The organism is Caballeronia arationis (assembly GCF_001544975.2).
In the GTDB taxonomy this organism is placed as follows: Bacteria; Pseudomonadota; Gammaproteobacteria; order Burkholderiales; family Burkholderiaceae; genus Caballeronia; species Caballeronia arationis.
The window spans coordinates 44,220-62,954 of the sequence record NZ_FCOG02000039.1 but is presented as its reverse complement, the minus strand read 5'-3'; the positions used below and the strand labels follow the sequence as shown (position 1 = coordinate 62,954).

General features: G+C 59.7%; 16 protein-coding genes and 4 pseudogenes. 4 read left to right on the top strand and 16 right to left on the bottom strand.

Annotated elements, in window-relative coordinates; genetic code table 11:
• Positions 1 to 63: 63 nt before the first annotated feature.
• The 14 genes and pseudogenes from AWB81_RS22555 to AWB81_RS44215 form a co-directional block, all read right to left on the bottom strand.
• Positions 64 to 762: pseudogene (locus AWB81_RS22555) on the bottom strand (MFS transporter); the annotation flags it as partial.
• 100 nt (positions 763 to 862) lie between these two features.
• Positions 863 to 1,207, bottom strand: coding sequence for a hypothetical protein (locus tag AWB81_RS44830; RefSeq protein ID WP_144444163.1), 345 nt, complete (start codon positions 1,205 to 1,207; stop codon positions 863 to 865).
• A gap of 83 nt (positions 1,208 to 1,290) precedes the next feature.
• Positions 1,291 to 2,505 (bottom strand): tricarballylate utilization 4Fe-4S protein TcuB, encoded by a 1,215-nt coding sequence (gene tcuB / locus AWB81_RS22545; protein ID WP_062638765.1) that lies wholly within the window; start codon positions 2,503 to 2,505, stop codon positions 1,291 to 1,293.
• Entirely contained in the window at positions 2,492 to 3,901 is a 1,410-nt protein-coding gene (gene tcuA, locus AWB81_RS22540; RefSeq protein WP_062638764.1) for an FAD-dependent tricarballylate dehydrogenase TcuA, read from the bottom strand. The genes tcuB and tcuA overlap by 14 nt, the downstream gene beginning before the upstream one ends.
• A 97-nt stretch (positions 3,902 to 3,998) precedes the next feature.
• Entirely contained in the window at positions 3,999 to 4,919 is a 921-nt protein-coding gene (locus AWB81_RS22535; protein WP_062638763.1) for a LysR family transcriptional regulator, read from the bottom strand.
• 256 nt (positions 4,920 to 5,175) lie between these two features.
• Positions 5,176 to 6,492: a fumarylacetoacetase gene (gene fahA / locus AWB81_RS22530; protein ID WP_062638762.1), complete on the bottom strand. Its 1,317-nt coding sequence runs from the start codon at positions 6,490 to 6,492 to the stop codon at positions 5,176 to 5,178.
• Positions 6,493 to 6,514: 22 nt separating this feature from the next.
• Complete coding sequence (gene hmgA, locus AWB81_RS22525; protein WP_062638761.1) at positions 6,515 to 7,810, bottom strand: homogentisate 1,2-dioxygenase; 1,296 nt, start codon at positions 7,808 to 7,810, stop codon at positions 6,515 to 6,517.
• Between the two features lie 83 nt (positions 7,811 to 7,893).
• Positions 7,894 to 8,073 (bottom strand): hypothetical protein, encoded by a 180-nt coding sequence (locus AWB81_RS22520; protein WP_062638760.1) that lies wholly within the window; start codon positions 8,071 to 8,073, stop codon positions 7,894 to 7,896.
• 29 nt (positions 8,074 to 8,102) lie between these two features.
• Positions 8,103 to 9,800, bottom strand: a complete 1,698-nt coding sequence (locus tag AWB81_RS22515) for an FAD-dependent oxidoreductase (protein WP_062638759.1) — start codon at positions 9,798 to 9,800, stop codon at positions 8,103 to 8,105.
• A gap of 119 nt (positions 9,801 to 9,919) precedes the next feature.
• Positions 9,920 to 11,311 (bottom strand): MFS transporter, encoded by a 1,392-nt coding sequence (locus AWB81_RS22510; protein WP_062638758.1) that lies wholly within the window; start codon positions 11,309 to 11,311, stop codon positions 9,920 to 9,922.
• Between the two features lie 227 nt (positions 11,312 to 11,538).
• Positions 11,539 to 12,357, bottom strand: coding sequence for a helix-turn-helix transcriptional regulator (locus AWB81_RS22505; RefSeq protein WP_062638757.1), 819 nt, complete (start codon positions 12,355 to 12,357; stop codon positions 11,539 to 11,541).
• A gap of 283 nt (positions 12,358 to 12,640) precedes the next feature.
• The gene (locus AWB81_RS22500; RefSeq protein ID WP_087135117.1) at positions 12,641 to 13,264 is read right to left on the bottom strand and encodes a trimeric intracellular cation channel family protein; all 624 of its coding nucleotides are present in this window, start codon (positions 13,262 to 13,264) and stop codon (positions 12,641 to 12,643) included.
• Positions 13,264 to 14,280 (bottom strand): annotated as a pseudogene (locus tag AWB81_RS22495) (amidohydrolase); the annotation flags it as partial. The gene AWB81_RS22500 and the pseudogene AWB81_RS22495, both read right to left, overlap by 1 nt.
• Positions 14,280 to 14,372, bottom strand: a pseudogene (locus AWB81_RS44215) (LysR substrate-binding domain-containing protein); the annotation flags it as partial. The pseudogenes AWB81_RS44215 and AWB81_RS22495, both read right to left, overlap by 1 nt.
• A 4-nt stretch (positions 14,373 to 14,376) precedes the next feature.
• Between AWB81_RS44215 and AWB81_RS48795 the strand changes: the two are divergent.
• Positions 14,377 to 14,694, top strand: a pseudogene (locus tag AWB81_RS48795) (LysR substrate-binding domain-containing protein); the annotation flags it as partial.
• Positions 14,695 to 14,717: 23 nt separating this feature from the next.
• Here the strand turns inward: AWB81_RS48795 and AWB81_RS45795 are convergent.
• Together AWB81_RS45795 and AWB81_RS22490 are read right to left on the bottom strand one after the other, a co-directional pair.
• The gene (locus AWB81_RS45795; protein WP_159938923.1) at positions 14,718 to 14,894 is read right to left on the bottom strand and encodes a hypothetical protein; all 177 of its coding nucleotides are present in this window, start codon (positions 14,892 to 14,894) and stop codon (positions 14,718 to 14,720) included.
• A gap of 12 nt (positions 14,895 to 14,906) precedes the next feature.
• Positions 14,907 to 16,640, bottom strand: a complete 1,734-nt coding sequence (locus tag AWB81_RS22490) for a molybdopterin-dependent oxidoreductase (protein WP_062638755.1) — start codon at positions 16,638 to 16,640, stop codon at positions 14,907 to 14,909.
• Positions 16,641 to 17,409: 769 nt separating this feature from the next.
• Here AWB81_RS22490 and AWB81_RS22480 point away from each other — a divergent pair.
• From AWB81_RS22480 to AWB81_RS22470, 3 genes are all read left to right on the top strand, one after another.
• Positions 17,410 to 17,583: a copper chaperone gene (locus AWB81_RS22480; protein WP_235025870.1), complete on the top strand. Its 174-nt coding sequence runs from the start codon at positions 17,410 to 17,412 to the stop codon at positions 17,581 to 17,583.
• A gap of 126 nt (positions 17,584 to 17,709) precedes the next feature.
• Positions 17,710 to 18,084, top strand: a complete 375-nt coding sequence (locus AWB81_RS22475) for a carboxymuconolactone decarboxylase family protein (protein ID WP_235025869.1) — start codon at positions 17,710 to 17,712, stop codon at positions 18,082 to 18,084.
• A gap of 8 nt (positions 18,085 to 18,092) precedes the next feature.
• Positions 18,093 to 18,701, top strand: coding sequence for a hemerythrin domain-containing protein (locus AWB81_RS22470; RefSeq protein WP_062638770.1), 609 nt, complete (start codon positions 18,093 to 18,095; stop codon positions 18,699 to 18,701).
• Positions 18,702 to 18,735: the final 34 nt, after the last annotated feature.

Sequence of the window (18,735 nt, the reverse complement as noted above, 5' to 3'; positions counted from 1 at the left end):
TTCTACTCGCTAGTGGCATAAGTATTCCTAAGCATGTCAGGCCTTGCTCAACACACGTTTCTTATCGCGACAGAACCGATGATGCCGCCGCGCCTTGAATTCGTCGGTTTCCTGCAAAGAGCGGCGCAGGAAGAAAAGGAACGGTATGATCGCACAGCCGATAACGAAGGGGATGCGCCAGCCCCACGCGCCGATCTCATCCGCCGTCATCCAGCTATTGAGCGCGTAACCGAGCGCCGCTGCAACGACAATAGCAACCTGCTGGCTCGCCGATTGCCAACTCGTGTAGAAGCCTTTGCGGCCCGGTGTCGCCATTTCTGCGAGATACACAGATACGCCTCCGAGCTCGGCGCCCGCGGAGAATCCCTGAAGCAGCCGTCCAAGCAGCACGAGTCCTGGTGCGAGCATGCCGATCGTCGCATACCCTGGAACGCATGCGATCAGTATTGTGCCGCTCGCCATGATCGAAAGCGTAACGATCAAACCCTTTCGACGGCCCACCTCGTCGATGTATGCGCCAAGCACGATCGCCCCTAATGGCCGCATCAAAAATCCGGCACCGAACACTGCGAACGTCAACATGAGCGATGCGAACTCGCTGCTTGCCGGGAAAAACACTTTCGAAATGTAGGTCGCGTAAAAGCCAAACAGGAAGAAGTCGAATTGCTCGAGAAAGTTGCCACTGGTTACGCGCAAAACGGCACCAATCTTTGACGCGCGGGGATTGGCCGAGTTGGCCAGGGCGGCGGTTGAGGGGTTCACGATGTTTGTCTCCTTGTGTATCTTATTTCGTTGGTGGCACGTCAGGCCTTGAAGCGGCACGGCAATGCTAGGGTGTGCTTGTGCTTGTTTCGACTGCCATTCAGCTGGTCATCGCTCTCTGCGTGACCCAAGACTCGGGGATCGACCAAAAGGGTGAAGGTTGCCATCCTGTCCGGTTCGCCGAACTCCCAACGGTGAATCTCGATCGCCATAAGATCTTCAAAAACAGCGCCGTGATACCGCATCTACGTTCACCAATAGAAATTGCGTACTGCGCGGGGAACTGCTGGACTGGGGACGAATTGTTTCCTTCGGTTTGGCCGATCTCGCCGAGCGCGTTTGCGTCCACGAATGCGTTCAGGCCGCTCAACGTGTCGAACGGTACCCTTTGATTGCGTATGGAAAAAATGGCGATCTCAGAACACGCAACGGCAGGTGTTTTCATCGTCAGTCGTGCCCTGCGCACTCGTCGGCCCACGCCGCGCCCGTCGCGCTACGTAAGGGCGCAGCGAAACGGTCACGAACAAGCTATTCCGAGCCGACCTGCAATCCATTGGCTTGTCGCTTTTCGATAGCCGACTTTAGCAATGCCGCTGAGCGATAAATGCCATGAGCGAATTTCCCGTACGGGAGCGTTGAGAAAAGTGCCAGCACGACCCCCAGGTGTACCGCCAGAAGCCACGCCATCGCAGCCGTATCACGCCACGCCAGGAGCGCTAGTCCCGTCGCGCTGCTCAGCAGCAGCAACGCAATGAACCCCCGGTCCATCGGCCGCTGCTTTGGATCGCCATGGTTAGGGTGGCGGCGCAGGTTGAGCCAGAGCAGACCGGCCGGCCCAACCAGCAGCCCAACGCCTCCGGACACGCCAAGCACAACGGGCAGGCTGAGCAACGCATAAGGCGCATGCAGACCAAGAAAGTAGTGGTAAAACGTCGCTACCACGGTCGCTGCGAAGCACAGCATGAAGCCGTAGAACGTGAAGTGGTGAAATCGACGGCGCGCGAGTGTGAACCGGTCGTCCGACTCGTTGCACCCGTCGCCATGTCCTCCATCAAGGTACGTGAGCCCCAGTACATTCTTTGTCGCTTCGGCAATCGCGGGGGCTGAGGCAGCACCCGAGGACACGTCTCGCCAGAATCGCGTCACGCCGATTCCGAGGGCAAGAATCGCGAATCCGAAGACTGCGCCAAAGATCGCGGCCAGCAGGTTATGCGGGAAGATCGCGTAGAAATCGCCAGCCAGTCGCTCATTGAAGAGCGACCCCCTCAAGGCGATCCCGAGCATCAGGGAAAGCGCAAGACCGATTGCCAGCGCGAGCGAGACAGTCAGGCCGTTTCGCTTGTAAAGCGCGCCCATGAAAGAAGGCCACGCGTATTCAGCGTACGTTTCGACGCGGACCTTCGCCATGGCCGCCGGGACGTTGACCGCGAACTCGTGAGGTGGCGCGTACTGGCATGCGTGATAACACGCTCCGCAGTTGTGGCACAGGTTTGCCAGGTAGTTCACGTCGGCCTTTCCGAACTCGAGCCTTCGGGTCATGGCAGGAAAAACCGCACAAAATCCTTCACAATAGCGGCACGCATTGCATATCTGCATCTGTCGCGCCACCTCAGTCTCGTTTTCGGTGAGTGAAAGGACGCGGATGGTTTGGAAATGTCGCCCGTTCGCGGAGCGATTGCCGCCAGGCCCGGAAGGGGATGCAAGTTCCTGCGCCTCGCGCGCAAGTGCTTCAAGCTTCTGCACGGTGAACTCCAAGTTGTTCGCTCAAGGCCTTCGCCGCCTCGGCGCCGGCGATGCGCCCAAAGGCGGTGCCGATCGACATGCCGACGCCAGCGGTATAACCCTTGCCGAGTACGTTGCCGGCCATCATTTCTCCTGCCACGAACAGGTTTTCGCTTGGCTTGCCGCCGAAATGCACCTGAGCCTTTTCATTGACCTTGAGCCCGAGGTACGTGAACGTAATGCCCGGCTTCAACGCATAGCCGTAAAACGGTGCCGTGTCGATCGGCCGGGCCCAGTGAGTCTTCGGAGGCAGCAAATATTCGGTATGGCAATCGTCGAGCGCCGTGTGGTCGAATGTGCCGACCCGACAGGCGGCGTTGTACTCGGTGATCGTTTGCACGAACGTTGACTCGGGTAGCTCCAGCTTTCGAGCCAGTTCCGACAGTGTGTCGGCCTTCACGCCAGGAAAGACGGGCGGCATGAACCGGCCGATCGCCTTGGCGTCGATAATTGAGTAGCCGATCTGGCCGGGCTGCTGCGCAACCAATCGCCCCCATATTGCGTAGCGCTTCGGCCAGAAGTCCTCGCCCTCGTCGTAAAAACGTTTGGCATCGCGGTTAAGTACCACGCCGAGAGAGACGCAGTCGATCCGGGTGCAGATACCTCCGTCGTACAGTGGCGCGCGCGCGTCGATGGCGACGCAGTGGGATTGCGAAGGGTCGCCAATCGCATCGGCGCCCGCATCGATCATGTACTTAAGTAGAACGCCTGTGTTGAAGCGCGTGCCACGAATCAGGAAGTTGTCGGCGGGCCATTCGCCGCGCTCATTCTGCCCCCAGGCCTGTCTCAACCATTCGCGATTGGATTCAAAACCTCCGGCGGCCAGCACGCAGGCGCGTGCCTCGAAACGCTCGGAGCCGGTCCTTGCCGCCACAAAGCGATCGCCTTCCAATTCAATGGCGTCCACCGGGGAGTCGTAACGGATCTGTATGCCAAGGGATTGGGCGCTGCGATAATACGCATTGACCAGCGCCTTGCCGCCGCCCATAAAAAAGGCATTCGTTCGGGCTACGTGCAGAGCCCCTGAAAGAGGCGGCTGGAACCGCACGCCATGCTTTTGCATCCATGGCCGGCACGTTGACGACTCACGGATCACCAGGCGCGCGAGACGCTCATTAGTAATACCGCCGGTGACTTTGAGCAAATCCTGCCAGTATTCTTCCTCCGGATACGCATCGATCAGCACATCTTGTGGTGCATCGTGCATGCAGCGCAGGTTGCGTGTGTGCTGGGAATTGCCACCGCGCCATTCGCGGGGGGCCGATTCGAGAAGCAATACCGAGGCGCCTGCTTCGCGCGCCATCAGGGCGGCGCAGAGCGCAGCATTGCCCCCTCCGATTACCAGAACGTCGACCATTTGCGTTGTCTCCTTGTGAGACCGAATGTAGCGGGCGACGCCGTGTGCCGCCATCAGCAAACCGGCAAGAGGTGTTCAGCTTTCGTGAATACGTGTTTTACCTGAGTTTTGCTCCTGGCCAGCGGCCGTCATTCACGAGGGCGCGCGCCACGTCGGCAAGTACGACGCGCGCTCCGAGCCCGGCTGGCGACAATTCGTCATCCGACACGCTGACGAGCAAATTGGGTCTTGTAGCATCGGCATCCGCAACCTGGACGCTTGCAAGTGCTGCGTTCTCGGACCGCGCGAGCGCCGCGCCCGGCTGGATGGTCGCCCCCAAGCCGCCCCGCGCAGCGTCCATCAGCATGGCGAGCCCATCCACTTCGGCGGCGATGCGCGGCTCGTACTTCGCCCTTCTGAAAGAGGCGGATAGCAAGGCCCTCAACCCGTGAGACCCGCTCGGCAAAATGAGGGGAAGCTCGCCGAGCGCCGAAATCCGCACTTCGGCGCCCGCGGGCATTCCGGCGAGACTCCGAGCGCCGATCACGAAGAGACGCTCATCCAGCAAGGGCATCACGCTCCAACGTTGCGTTAGCTCCTCGTGGAAAAGAATCGCGAGGTCGATCTGCCGCGCACCCAGCATTGAGGCCAGATACCCGGACAGGCTTTCTACCATGCGCAGGCGCACATCGGGATATCGCTCGCGCATCGCGCGCATGAATGGCAGCCCCAGTACACCCGTAGTACTCGGAGCCAGCCCCACGCTGACATGGCCCGACAATCGCGCCTGCCGCGCGGCGAGCGCCGCGTCGTCGACGTGGCGCAATGCTAGTTGCGCCTGCCTCCAGAACGCGAGTCCCGCGTCGGTCGGCACCACGCCGCTGGAAGTGCGTTGCAGCAGTCGAGTCGACAACTCGCTTTCGAGGCGACTGATCTGCTGACTCAGCGCGGATGTGACCACGCCAAGTTCGAGTGCCGCTTTACCCATGCTGCCGTGCTCGATCACACTGATGAAATAACGCAACTGTCGCAGTTCCATCCATTCTCCGCGCAGGTCGTCTTGACCGATATCTTCAACAGTAGCAAAGTAAAAGGCAAACGGCAGGTCCGGCCCTTGCTCCGATAGCTAATGCACAGTGTCTGCTCATCGCTTCGACCATCAATCCAGCATGTCGTGGGATCCGCGAGGCAGATCGGCCCCCGGCGGTGATCGCGCGACTTATCTTCGGTAATGTCAACGACTTGCCTAAAGGGTCATGCGCAACAGTTTCGTCATTGGAAGCGTCTCACTGGATTTAGCACATTGCCGGCAATACTCTCGCGTAGCAATCCCCAAATCCGATGCGTGCAGCGCCGGCCTTTTGGCACCAGCCGCGCATGATGACGACGTCGCCATCTTCAAGAAACGTGCGCTGTTCGCCGTTGGGCAGGTTCACCAGTTGCTTGCCGCCTGCGGTGAGTTCAATCAGGGCTCCGGCCTGATCCAGGGAGGGGCCGGAGAGCGTACCGGTGCCCAAAAGGTCCCCGGGCTGCAGGTTGCAACCATTCACCGTGTGATGCGCAACCATTTGCGCGATTGTCCAATAGGCATGCCGGTAACTGGTGAGGCTGAGACGTGCGCCTGGCGTGCGGGCCGCACGCATCGCTTCCGTTTCAATGCAGACTTCGAGCTGCACGTCGATCGCGCCCGCTTCGCGCTGTTGTGTCGAATCCAGATAAGGCAGAGGCTGCGGATCGCTTTCCGGCCTCGTGAAAGGGACACGATATGGCGCAAGCGCGTCCATCGTGACGATCCAGGGCGAGATGGTCGTTGCGAAGTTTTTGGAGAGGAACGGACCAAGTGGTTGGTATTCCCAAGCTTGGATATCGCGGGCTGACCAATCGTTAAGCAGGCATAGGCCGAATACATGCGATTCAGCCTCAGTGATCGGCACCTGCATCCCAGATTCATTGCCAGTTCCAACAAAGATTCCGAGTTCCAGTTCGTAGTCCAACCGCTTGCAAGGACCGAGCTCCGGTTGCGTCGCGCCTGGCGGGAGCGTCTGGCCAATGGGACGCGAGAACGCCTGGCCCGAAACGCCGATGGAGGACGCACGGCCGTGATAGCCGATGGGGACCCATTTGTAGTTTGGCATCAGGGGATTGTCCGGGCGGAACAGCTTGCCGATATTGGTTGCGTGATGCACAGAGGTGTAAAAATCCGTGTAGTCACCGATGCGTGCCGGAACCGTGTACTCCGCCTGCGCTTGCGGGACCAGCGTGCCAGCCAGGATCGTAGCCTCGGGCGCGCCTGTGCGCAATGCTCGAGATAGCGCGAGCCGCAGTGCGGACCAGATCGCGGGTCCCATCGCCATCAGCCGGTTCAGACTTGCGTCGCCGCACGCAGTTGCGCCGGAGGCCGCTTCACCCGAGAAAACGCCGCTGCCTGCGGCCGCCCCAAGATCGACGATCTGGTCGCCAATGGCTATGCCACCGCGGAACGCCTCGTCGCTACCCTTGCGGCGAAACACGGCGAATGGAAGATTTTGGATCGGGAAATCGCTTCCCGGTTCGTTTGCCTGCGCGACCCAACTCTTCAGACTCGGGTCGTGCGATTCATTGATCAATGACATACGGTATCTCCTTGGTGCGGATTCAGCGCTGCGCCGGATTAAAATGCTTCTTCAGACCTTGCCAGCAACGGTAGTACTCGCTCTGCAATTGGGACGATTCGAGCGCGTAGCGCGTCGGCCGGATGACGGCAGGTGTTTCGAACATGAATGCCATGGTGTTCGTGATCTGGTCGGGCCGAGTCGTGTCTGCTTTGCTGGCCTTGGCGAACGTATCGGCGTCCGGACCATGGCCGCTCATGCAATTGTGAAGCGACGCACCGCCTGGCGCGAAGCCTTCCGCCTTCGCGTCGTAGGCGCCATGAATCAGGCCCATGAACTCGCTGGCAAAGTTGCGGTGAAACCATGGCGGGCGAAAAGTGTTTTCCATCGACAGCCAGCGCGGCGGGAAAATGACGAAGTCGATGGCGTCGACGCCTGGCGTATCGGTGGGGGCCTGGAGCACCAGAAAGATTGATGGGTCGGGATGATCGTAGCTGATCGAACCGATCGCGTTGAAGCGGCGCAAGTCGTATTTGTACGGCGCATAGTTGCCGTGCCACGCGACCACGTCGAGCGGGGAATGGTCGATCTCAGCGCGCCACAGATTGCCTTCAAATTTCGCGACCAGTTCGAACTCGCCTTCACGGTCTTCGTACCAAGCCACCGGCGTGAGGAAGTCGCGCGGATTAGCCAGGCCGTTGGAGCCGATCACGCCAAGATCCGGTAGCTTGAACAGCGCGCCATAGTTCTCGCAAACGTAGCCGCGCGCCTCGCCATCGGGCAACTCCACGCGAAAACGGACGCCTCGCGGAATGACCACGATTTCCTGCGGCTCGACTTCGAGCAGCCCCATTTCAGTCGCCAGGCGCAGCCGTCCTTGCTGGGGCACGATGAGCAACTCGCCGTCGGCATTGTAGAAGAAACGATCGGTCATCGAGCAGTTTGCGGCATACAGGTGAATACCGCATCCGCTGCCCCCGTCAGGCGCGCCGTTGCCCGCCATGGTCACCAGGCTCGACACGAAATCGGTCGGTGCATCGGGCATCGGGAGGGGATCCCAGCGCAACTGATTCGGTGGTGTCGGTACTTCGTCGAAGCGGCTCAGCAGGCGCGCGTTCTCGATACGTTCGAACGGCAAATGCATGGCCGCCGGCCGGATCCGGTACAACCAGGAACGCCGGTTGTTATGGCGCGGCGCAGTGAATGCCGTGCCCGAGAGTTGCTCGGCGTACAGACCATAAGGCGCGCGTTGCGGAGAATTGCGCCCCACGGGAAGCGCACCGGGCAGCGCCTCGGTAGCAAATTCGTTGGCAAAGCCGGTTTGATAGTTGAGTGTCATTGTGTCGATCCTCTGCAAAGGACATTGGCCCCCGATGAAGGCGGCGGTGCCGCCCTCGCTTGCATGTGCGCCCGCACCCGGCACTATTCGGGTATCCCCTCGCTGGCATCGTCGATCAGGTTCAGCGCGACGGCCGGGTCGTCGATCGTGTCGATCGCGAGCATTGCGAAACGCGCGAGAAACAGGGGAGCGCTGGCCTCGCCCGCTTGGGTCATGGCCTTGCACAGTCGGGTATAGACGGTATCGAGGTCGCTGTCGGTCATGGCGTTCTCCTTTATGAGGTGGGTCGTGATCACGTGTTAAGGGCGTGGTGGATGGCTGCAGCAATATCCGCGGCGGCTGCCGCGTGCCAGCGTCCCAGTACATGCCCGTCCGGGCGAACCAGATACACGGTGCCGGGTTTGGCCCCGTACATGGCAAACAGCCGGCCCGTATGGTCCCAGTTGTGATCGCTTTTGGTCTCAGGGTGCAGATGCGCAGTCACGGGGATCAGCTTAAAAGGCAGCTTTTCGCTATGAAGTGTTTTTTCGAGCGCGGAGAATTCTGCGGGCACCTGACCGTCTTCGCTAAAATGCAAGGCCGTGAAGCAGGGGGTGATCAGGTCTGTTAGGTGGGCTTCCCTTGCGTTGCCGCCCTCGACGATCGTCAACGGACATTCGGGAAGCACGGCACCCGGCACAGGGCCAGCGGTGAATGCGCTCGACATTGTTTCGGGAGCATTCAATGGCGACGCGTTATAGGTGATGGCCGAAGTCTGCCGCGGATTGATCAAGGAGCGCACGCGTTCATGCTTGATCGCTAAACTCAACACTGCTTTGCGCATCAACTCAAAGGCGAACGACGGCGGCGCCATGAACTCGGTACTCTTGGTGCCGTAACTGAGGTTTTCGTGGGCGGCAAAGACGCGCTCGGATGAGTAGCTGTCGAGCAGTCCCTCGGAGGCGAGGCCCTGCACCACGAAAGCCAGTTTCCACGCCAGATTGTCCGCGTCGTCAATGCCGGAGTTTGCACCGCGCACCCCAAAAATCGGAACCAGGTGGGCTGCATCGCCGCCAAACAGCACGCGGTCGTGACGATAGCTTTCCAGGGTTAGGGCATTGGCCTTGTAGATCGTGATCCAGATGGGGGCCCAATCACCACGCTCGCCCATCATGTCCAACAAGCTCTGCACCCGCGGGAACACATTCTCCGGCTTCACCGCCTGCTCGGCGTCTTCGCCGTCACGCAATTGGTAGTCGATGCGCCAGACATTGTCAGGCTGCTTGTGGACCAGCACGGTGGAGCCCGGGTTGGACGACGGGTCGAAGTAGGCCAGGCGCTCAGTCGGCCGGTCGCTCTCAAGCTCGATATCGACGATCACATAGCGGCCCTCGTAGCTCGTTCCCTTGAGTTGCAGACCTAACGCTTCGCGAACCGTGCTGCGCCCGCCGTCACAGGCGACGACCCAGTCGCTATTGAGCGCATAGTCGCCTTCGGGCGTGGAGAGGCGGAGCGTGGCGCCGTCCGCGCGTGAATCGACGGCCGTGACGCGTGTCTGCCAGCGGATGTCAATCAGATCGGCTTTCTTTTCTGCGGCGTCCAGCAGAAACTGTTCGATGTGATATTGCGCAAGGTTCACCATCGGCGGCAGTTTCTGGTTGTCGTCCTGCGGCATTTTGAAGTGCAGCACTTCGGTGTCGCGGTAGAAGCTGCGCCCACCGGCCCACGGCAGCCCGGTCGTCAGAAACCCATCCGCTGCGCCCAGGCGCTCGATGATTTCCAGGCTCCGTCGCGAGATGCAAATGGCCCGGCTGCCGTGGCACACGGAGTCGTCGGCTTCAATCAATACCGAGGGAACGCCATGGTTGGCCAGGCCGAGGGCTACCGTCAGACCGACCGGACCGCCGCCGACGATCGTAACTGCATGTCGCTTCGCCTCGATGCCGTTGTCCAACTGCGGTAACTTTGCAGCGTATTTTTTTGCAGTGAAGGGATAGGTTTTGAATTCCATCGTTTGCTCCTTAACGAGTTCTCGAACGAAGTGCGGCTCGGGACCATGGTTTGCCTGTCCCTCGTCGCTAAACACTTCGCCATAGTTTGAGTCGCACAACTAGCGCGGCTAGATACCGTCTAACTAGCAGTGTTTGACGGATCCGTGCGGCGCTGACGCGTGGGTTCGATCGGCAGTACGGCCACTACGATCGCGCCGATGACGAGCAGTGCCGCCGCATACAGCAACCCGGCCGAGAAACTATGCGTCAGGTCTTTTAGCCATCCCACCACCAGTGGATTCAAGGCCGAGCCGATATTGCCCGTGGCATTGATCACGGCGATGCCGACCGCGCGGGCGCGGAAACTCAGCGCGTGATCGGGCGTCGTCCAAAAGATCGACATGGCGGTGTACGATCCGGCTGATGCCAGGCAGATCCCCAGCATTTGGACGATGGGGTTTGCCGAGTAAGCCGTGCAAAGCCAGCCAGCAGCGGAAAACAGCATGGGCAACATCAGGTGCCATTTGCGCTCCTGCTTGCGATCGGAACGCCTTCCCCACCAGATCATCGCGACGATCGTGCAAATTTGCGGGATCGCAGCCAGCAGACCGATGGTGCGGTTGCTTGCGTCGGCGCTGAAGCTCTTCACGATCAGCGGGGTCCAGACTGCAACCATCGCGAGCGTATTGACGAGACAAAAATAGGCGAGCGCAAACTTGAGCACGGTCGGTGAGACGAGTTCGCTGAAAAGGCTTCTTTTTTCGGTTGCCGATGTGCGCGGTACCGGATCGGCCCGGTGCTCCGCGGCGAGCGTCTGCGACAGCGTGCGTTTTTCATCGGCGCTGAGCCAGGTCGCCTTTGCCGGACCATCGTGCAGATAAGCGAACACAACCAGACCCAGGATCGCCGAGGGCAAGCCTTCCAGGAAAAATAGCCATTGCCACCCTCTGAGCCCAAGGGTCCCGTCCAGTGCCAGGATATATCCTGACAGCGCGGAGCCGACGGCGGCTGTGACAGGCATTGCGATCATGAACATGGCGTTGGCGCGCGCGCGGTAGGCACTCGGAAACCAGTACGTCATGTAGAGCAGAACGCCTGGCAGAAAGCCGGCTTCAGTCACGCCGACCAAAACGCGCAACAGGTATAACGTGTTCGGGCTGGACGCAAACATGGTCGCGGTGGATGCCAGACCCCATGCGATCATAATGGTCCCGATCCATTTCCTCGCGCCAATGCGGGCCAAAACGATATTGCTGGGAATGCCAAATGCGATGTAGGCGATATAGAACAACGTTGTCGCCAGACCGAACTGGGTCCCGGAAAGGCCCAGATCCTTCATCATGGTGAGTCCGGCGAATCCGATATTGATGCGGTCCAGGAACGAAAAGAAGAACAGGGTGAAGAGGAACCAAAGCAGGTGGCGAGAAACCTTGGCGATGACATGCTGCTCTTGCAGTGAAGCGCCCGGTCCAGCACCGTTCGCCGGCCGGTCAGGCTGTGGGCCACGGTTGGCCGATGGGGTCGTTTCCATGTAGGTCGTCTCCAGAATCAGTCTATGTCGAGCGCCACAGCGCTCAATGCAATCGCGTCAGGTTCGTCAGAGCGGCGAGGTATGGCGATGACTGGAGTATGGTTGTACCGTCGCCTCGCGCTGTCCCCAAAATGGGTACACGTGAAGGGCGAGATGGGCTAGGGGAAACCCTTGGGCGTGCGCGACCGAATGAGCGTCCGACGTTTGATTTGGCGCGGCAGGCAGAATCAGTTTTTACCGGGGGCCAGGCACAAGGCGAATAACTGACGTTGGCTCGAAATGCCAAGGCGGCGGTAAGCGCGCTTCTGGTAGGTCACGACGCTGGAGGCCTTGACGCCCATCAGTTCGCCGATTTCTTGCGCGGTTCGACCCTCCAAGACGCCGCAGAGCACGTCGAGTTCTCGCTTGGATAAATCTGGGCAGATTCCGCGGACTCGCGCCAGCATGAGCTGCGGAATGCCGCTCTGAATTTGGCCAGATAGCGCGTAATGATGCTTGGCGGCATGAGCGATCAGCGGGGCGAAGGCTTCGATCAGCGCGATTTCGCTCGCGTGAAAATTGCCACGCCTACGGTCCCGATAGAGATTGACTGAGAGCCAGATGTCCTGCGACGGCTGCAACAAAAGACAAAGCCGGCCCGACACGTCAGGCTGGTGATAACAAGCGGCTCGATAGCCTTCATGCGAGATGTCTTCGCTGGCCTGCTGGTGAAGCAAAACGGCAGAGTCCAGTTTTTCGGGACGGGCTGCCGAGATAATCGTCTGATTGCCGTCCAGTGTGTAGAAAGTCTTGGTGTACGTATCTGCCACATTGCGCAAGAATCGACCGCCGCGATGGTCCGCCACGGAGACGGTCCGGGGTCGATTGTTAAACTCGTACGCAAACACGGTGCACTGGGAGATACCCGCGGCATCCCCTAGCAACTTCAAGACTTCCGCGGCAAATGCATTGGCATCATCAGCTCCAATGGCAGATACCAGGCTCGTTGCCCGGGAAAGATCCAGGTGTCCTGCGATAGTGGGACGATCGAGCCGCCATGAGCGCATGATTGACTTCGGAGAATCTAGACTGAGGCAATTTTGAACACCGCCTCAGCGGACGATCCCGCGCTCGCGGCCCCTTCGGGTTTTGCCGAGACGATGCCAATTAGCACGGTGCGATGTTCGAACATCATACCCTGTGGGGCCGGTTGCCCCAGCTTTTCGGCGCGAGTCATAGCTTGGGCTCTTTGCAGCGACGAAGGTGGATCGCCCGGTATCACTGCAGAGCGCTCATCCAAAGGTTTGCCATTTTCCGATTCCACGAATGTCCGCATGCAAGTCTAGCCTTTCACGTCGTGTTCTTTTTTTTAACAACTGGAAGGCTCCACGCGTAACGCAAGGCGAGAAATCGGATTACAAAGCAGACGGAGGATGCGAACCAAGGCGTCACCGCGAGTGACCAACCCATTCGCTGTCCAATCACTTGAGTGGAGGCTCCGGCGAGTGCGGCGACTGCATAAATCTCCTTCTGCAGGATTACGGGGATTCTATTGACCAAAACGTCTCTCAACGTGCCTCCGCCGACAGCGGTCACCGCTCCCAGAACGATCGCCACCTCGATGTTCTGATACAGCAGCAGCGCTTTATGTGCGCCCACGACAGCGAAGAAGCCTAGTCCAAGCGAATCGAAGAACACGACCGGATGTCTGAGATGATCGATAGCTGCGCGCGCCCAAATCGCTACCGCTGCGGCTAACGCCGCACATGCTATATATCGCCCGTCCGCCATCCCAGCAGGAGGCAGCGCACCTAGGCACACATCCCGAATAATCCCTCCGCCGCAAGCCGTAACGTAAGCAATCGCCAACGTACCGAAGAGATCGAGACGACGTTGCTCGGCAGCTACCGCACCGCTTACGGCAAACGCGAAGGTGCCAAGCATATCCACCAGCACAAACAAGCTGTGTTCCATTACGCTTCTTGCTTTTCGCTCAGCCAAGCCGAGGCTGCAGTCAACAGCGCTTGCAGACCCGTTTCTAGTGTTGGATCGATGACGGGCGCAAACTTCGGTGAATGATTGCTCGGGATCTTGTTGATTTGCTTTTCTTTTTTTGCCCGCGCGAAGACATCGGGGTCAGTGCCACCAACGAACCAGAAAACGTATGGCACGTTCCAAGTTCGCCCGAAAATGCTGAAGTCTTCGCTTGCCGACGCTGGCTTAGTCTCGTAGGCTTTCTCTCCAAAATGCGCTGCGAACGCGACCGCAACCCTTTGGGTCGCGGCCTCATCGTTCTCGGTCAGAGGGTAGCTGCTGATCGTCGTAAATTCCGGTGGTCGTTCGGCGTTCGATGCGTCGCATTCGGCGCAACAGATCCGTCGGATTGACGACAGCATATACTCTCGTACGTCGTCGTCGAATGTGCGCACGTTGAGCTTGATCGTTGCTTCGTCCGGGATGATGTTTTCCTTGGTACCGGCCTGTAGTGCGCCGATCGTAAGCACCGCATTGTCTAGCGGAGATATCTCCCGAGAGACGATGGTCTGCAAACGCATTGTGGTGGATGCCGCCATGATCACCGGATCGATCGCGGTCTGCGGCTGTGAGCCATGCGAGCCGCGCCCGAACAGTCTTATTTTCAGGCTGTCGCCAGCCGACAGGATGACGCCGGGGCGATACATTACGGTTCCGCTTGGCCCCACCATCACGTGCTGGCCAAGAATGATGTCCGGCCGGGGGAAGCGCTTGTCGTCCCAGTCGTTGACCATGGCGGCCGCCCCGCGTGCTTCCTCCTCGCCGGGCTGAAATACGACAACGACGGTGCCACTCCACGCGTCCTTGTGATGAGCCAGAACGTGCGCGGCTCCCATCAGCCAGGTCGTGTGAAAGTCATGGCCGCAGGAGTGCGCCACGCCCACGTCGATGCCATCTTCGTCCTTTGCTCGCACGGTGCTGGCATACGGCAAACCCGTGTTTTCCTCCACATTCAGACCGGCATGAACGTGTCGGCGCCCACGGTAGGGTCCTCGTATCGCGTCGGGTCCAGATGCAGGGGCAGTTCCGAATGGTGATAGGCGAACATGTCCAATCAGCGAAGCGCTCCCGCCTCCGGCTGGCCGGCACGAACGACCGTCCTTTATCGCTTATCTCCTACTCGGAGACCTGTTATATCGGACGCTGCCTCGCAGTCCTGCTTGCCCATGCGGACGCGGCTCCCGCCTTGCGGCTTCCTTCATTACGAATCGGACATGGCGGAAGTGGTCAAGAACAGCGTTCTGGAAGGCGAGGGACTCGCGTGGCTGCCGCGAAGCTCCATTGTGGCCGGGCTTGACGCTGGCGACCTGGTACCGACCGGAACGGCAGGATGGCGACTTGAAGTCGAGCTTCGGGTGTACGGGGATGCCTGAACCCACAGCGAATTCTGCAGTCACCCGCGTCGGTCACCGCGGAGATCAGCGTTGAGCGGGCGCTGGAGACCGAGATGTGATGATGTCGTCAACCCGAAGGTCATGGGCACCTTCGTCACACCCATGCCGCTGCGAATGCTGGGGTGGATTTCAACCGGTGTGATGGCCGCCGCCGTGATCGCGATGATCGTTTTCATCTGAGAAGCGACTCAGATCGGCACGCGGTAACCGTAAAACTCATGATCCTCGTTGTAGCCGCCTTCGCCCGCGCCGAGGTCGGAGAAATCGTGCACGAACTCTACGGCCGCAATCCACTTGACCATTTTGAAGCCGAGTTCGTTCTCGCAGCGCAGCCGCAATGGCGCGCCATGTAGCACGCTTAGCGGCGCCCCGTTCATCTCATAGGCGAGCATCGTCAATTCGTGCCGCATGTTGGCGATGCTGTGCACATCGTAGTAACGTCCGCCATCGCCGCCATCGGCCAGTGAATAGAAAACCGCGTAGCGAGCGTCGGCCGCCGGTTTCACCAGATCGAGGAGATGGCGCATCGGAACGCCGCCCCACCTGGCGACGCCCGACCATCCCTGGATGCAGAAATGCGTGGTGATCTGTTCCTGCTTTGGCATCGCCTTCAGCTCGGCGTACGTGAGCTCTACTGGCTTTGCAACCAGACCATCGATTCTCAGCCGGTAATGCGCAAAGCCGTCCTTCACGAGCTGATCAAACTCGTCGGACGCCGGCATCGTCCCGTTGGGCCAGAAGTATGGGGAGATGTCCTGTTCGGTGAGCTGGCTCGTCGGGTCCCACCACTGCGTCACGCTATTGAAAGGGCGGGCCAAGAATCCTCCGATCCGCTGAACCAGACGCGCATGACGGAGCGTGAACGGAGACGCCAGCCACCACGTCACAGCCACCAACGCCATGGCCGGGACGAAGACCAGCACGCCGCTCCAGGAGTCACCGTTCGTGCCGGCGAACATCATGTTCAGATTCACCCGAGCACCGGTGATGAACACCAGCGTCACATGCGCAAGGATATAGAACAGGAACCAGCACAGCGCAATGAAATGGATCGAACGCGCCCGCTGCCGGTTCAACGCCCGGCCGACCCATCCGAGCCGGTTGGAGATCGCCGGGCTCTGCATGAAGCCGGTCAGGATGGAAATGGGCGCAGCGACGAACACGGTGATGGAATAGGTGATCTGTTGCAGGCTGTTGTAGCGCAGCCAGCTGTGATCGGTGGGGAATGTGAGCGACAGGTACTGCAGAGCGGTCGAGGCTGCGTTCGGGATCACCTCCCAGGTCGTCGGCACCAACCGCAGCCACTGGCCGGTCGTGAAAAGTAGTGCGTAGAAGACGATTCCGTTAACCATCCACAAGAGCGTAATCGAAAAATGCCACCATCTGGCAAGGCCAATGGAGTGACGGATTCCAGGAATTCCGAGCCACGCGGGTAGCGTGACCGAATCGTCCTTCGCGGTCCACACGCGGCCGGCCGGCACCGCCGTCTGGAAGCGAAACCATTCGGTGCCGGGCGTGCAGTCGCGTTTCCAGTACAGCCGTGGGTGGTCGGCTAGAATCTGGAGTCCTGCGCGAATAATGAACGCCATAAAGAACAAGTTGAGGAAATGCTGCAGCCTGAGCCAGGCGGGGAAGCCCGTGACGACAGCCACTGCGGACAGCGGGGCGCCGGGGTAGCGAATGAGGAATTCCTGAACCGCCGGGACTTGCCGCAGTGCCTGCGCGATGGCCACGCCCATAACCAGCAGTACGAAGCCGAGCGGCAATGTCCACAGCACGTTAATCCAGTGCTGACCGATCCGGATCCGGGGAACCACGCCTGCCTGCGGCGGTAGCCAGTGATTCAGGCGGACCCGGTCGTCCGCGGGGCTCAGACCCGCCTGCACTAGATCACGCGGGGGTGCGGGGTGAATGCCGGCCATCCCATCTCCTCGTTGCGGGTCCCGCAACTTCGCGTTTAATCCGTCGCGCATCAACGGCTGTGATTCAAGCCGACCGGCAAACCATCATGGCCTCGTGTCCAGCGCGCCCTCGAGTCGAGGAACGTAAAAACACGCTCAACGACCGGACGAACGCCTGGAACGCCGCAATACGTTGATTCACCGAGAAGGTCCAGGACGAGCGCAACGCCTGCCGTGCGTTGATCTCGAAATCCTGTGCGCGCCGTCGAGCGGTTCGCACGCGGCGCAGTGGGGGACCGCTGAAGCGCCATTTGCGCGGCGTGATGCCTTGCGGCTCGACTGCGCATGTTGCGATCCACAACGTCAGCTGTTTTTCCGACGCGCCGCTTGCTCCGCACAATCCAACGAGCGTGAACTCGACCTCTTTCTACGTCACTAATTCTTTCAGCTTCCTGTCACCGCGGCGATAGGCGATCGTGCAATTTCGCGTTTCGACAATCTCATGATGAACCATCAATGTACTCCACTATAGATCACGTTGTGACATAGCTTAAAGCTAGTTGCATTGCGCTGATTCCGGGCGCACAAGATAGGATGAAACTGCACCGGGCAGGCGCATCAGGGGAACAGTGGCGCCGATCATTCAATGAGCGGGCATCCCCGCGGCAACTTGGTCGATATAAATCCCGTGGAATGACAAGGCATGGCCGTTGGACTCGGATTGCCCGATAGCCCGAATCGAAGGAGCAACGCATAGCATTCGAACGTATCGATTCGAAGTGTAGTAGAGGTGACTGTTGATGGCGCAGCGCAGACGCTTGCCAGGGCGATTGGCGCGGTCGACCCCAATGCGAAAGTCAATGTCGACGCTGATGCCAGAACCGTAAAGGTCGACTTTTGGATGATGGCCGAGGAATTCCTGGTTGCGTTCGAGGACGCAGGCGACAAGGCTAAGATTGGCTAAGGCTGATCTGATATTCGGACGGGTAGTTGGGCCTCAGCTTGCCCGCGTCGTCATCATTCCGACAGGGTGTGCATTCGGCGTCGCGGTTGTGGCGCCGTCATTGAACCCGCATTGGGAGTCAAAGCCATGGACAAAGCAATGAATCCAACGTCGGGCCCCGGAATCGCTGCAAGGCGCAAAAAATTGGCACCCGGGCCGCTCGCAGCATTCAAGGCATTCAGCGACAGTGCTTTCGCCGATGGCGCGCTGCCCGTGAAGACGAAACAACTGATCGCCATGGCCGTCGCCCATGTCAGCCAGTGCCCTTATTGCATACGCGGTCACACAGCGGCCGCCCTGAAAAGCGGCGCGACCGGACAGGTGATCATGGAGGCCATCTGGGGTGCGGCGGAGATGCGTGGTGGCGCGGTTATGCGAAGTCGGCGCTCGCATTCGACGCGATGGCCGCGAATACGATACGAATACGAGTACGAATCCGAACTTGAACTCGAACCCGGATGAGGCGCCCCATGTCAAAAGTCATTGAGCGCCTGCAAGCCGAACATGGCAGGCTGGGACGACTTGTCCAACTGCTAAATGAGGAGCCGTCGCTGCGCACTGATCCAGGCGCACCGAACATCGCGCTCTTGGTGGATGCGCTTTATTACCTGACCCGCTTTCCCGATGTGGCCCATCATGCGATCGAGGATCGCATCGCGGAGAAACTGCGGGACAAGAATGCGCTGTCCGGCGAGATTGCGCGGGAAATTGAGACGCAGCACGTCACACTGATTTCACAGGGCCACGAACTTCTCCAGGATCTAGAAGCGGCGGCCCGCGAAGAAAACATGTCACAGGAACTGGTCGAAATCCACGTCCGTCTCTACGCGGAGCGGCTGCGACATAACATGAGGGTCGAAGAGCTGACGCTGTTTCCCGCCGCCGTACGCTACCTCGACAATGACGACTGGCATGCCATCGAGCTTGTTGATGCGGGCGAACAACCAGATCCTCTGTTCGAGGGCCCGGTCGATGCGCGATTTGCCCAGCTCCATCGGGTTATTTTGGCGGAGCGGGCGGCTCCGGCGGACATTGACGCTGGGAGTGAAAACCAGCCAGCTCACCGGCTGCCTTATTGATGCGTGACGGCGGAATGCCGTCCCCCATAAGCAG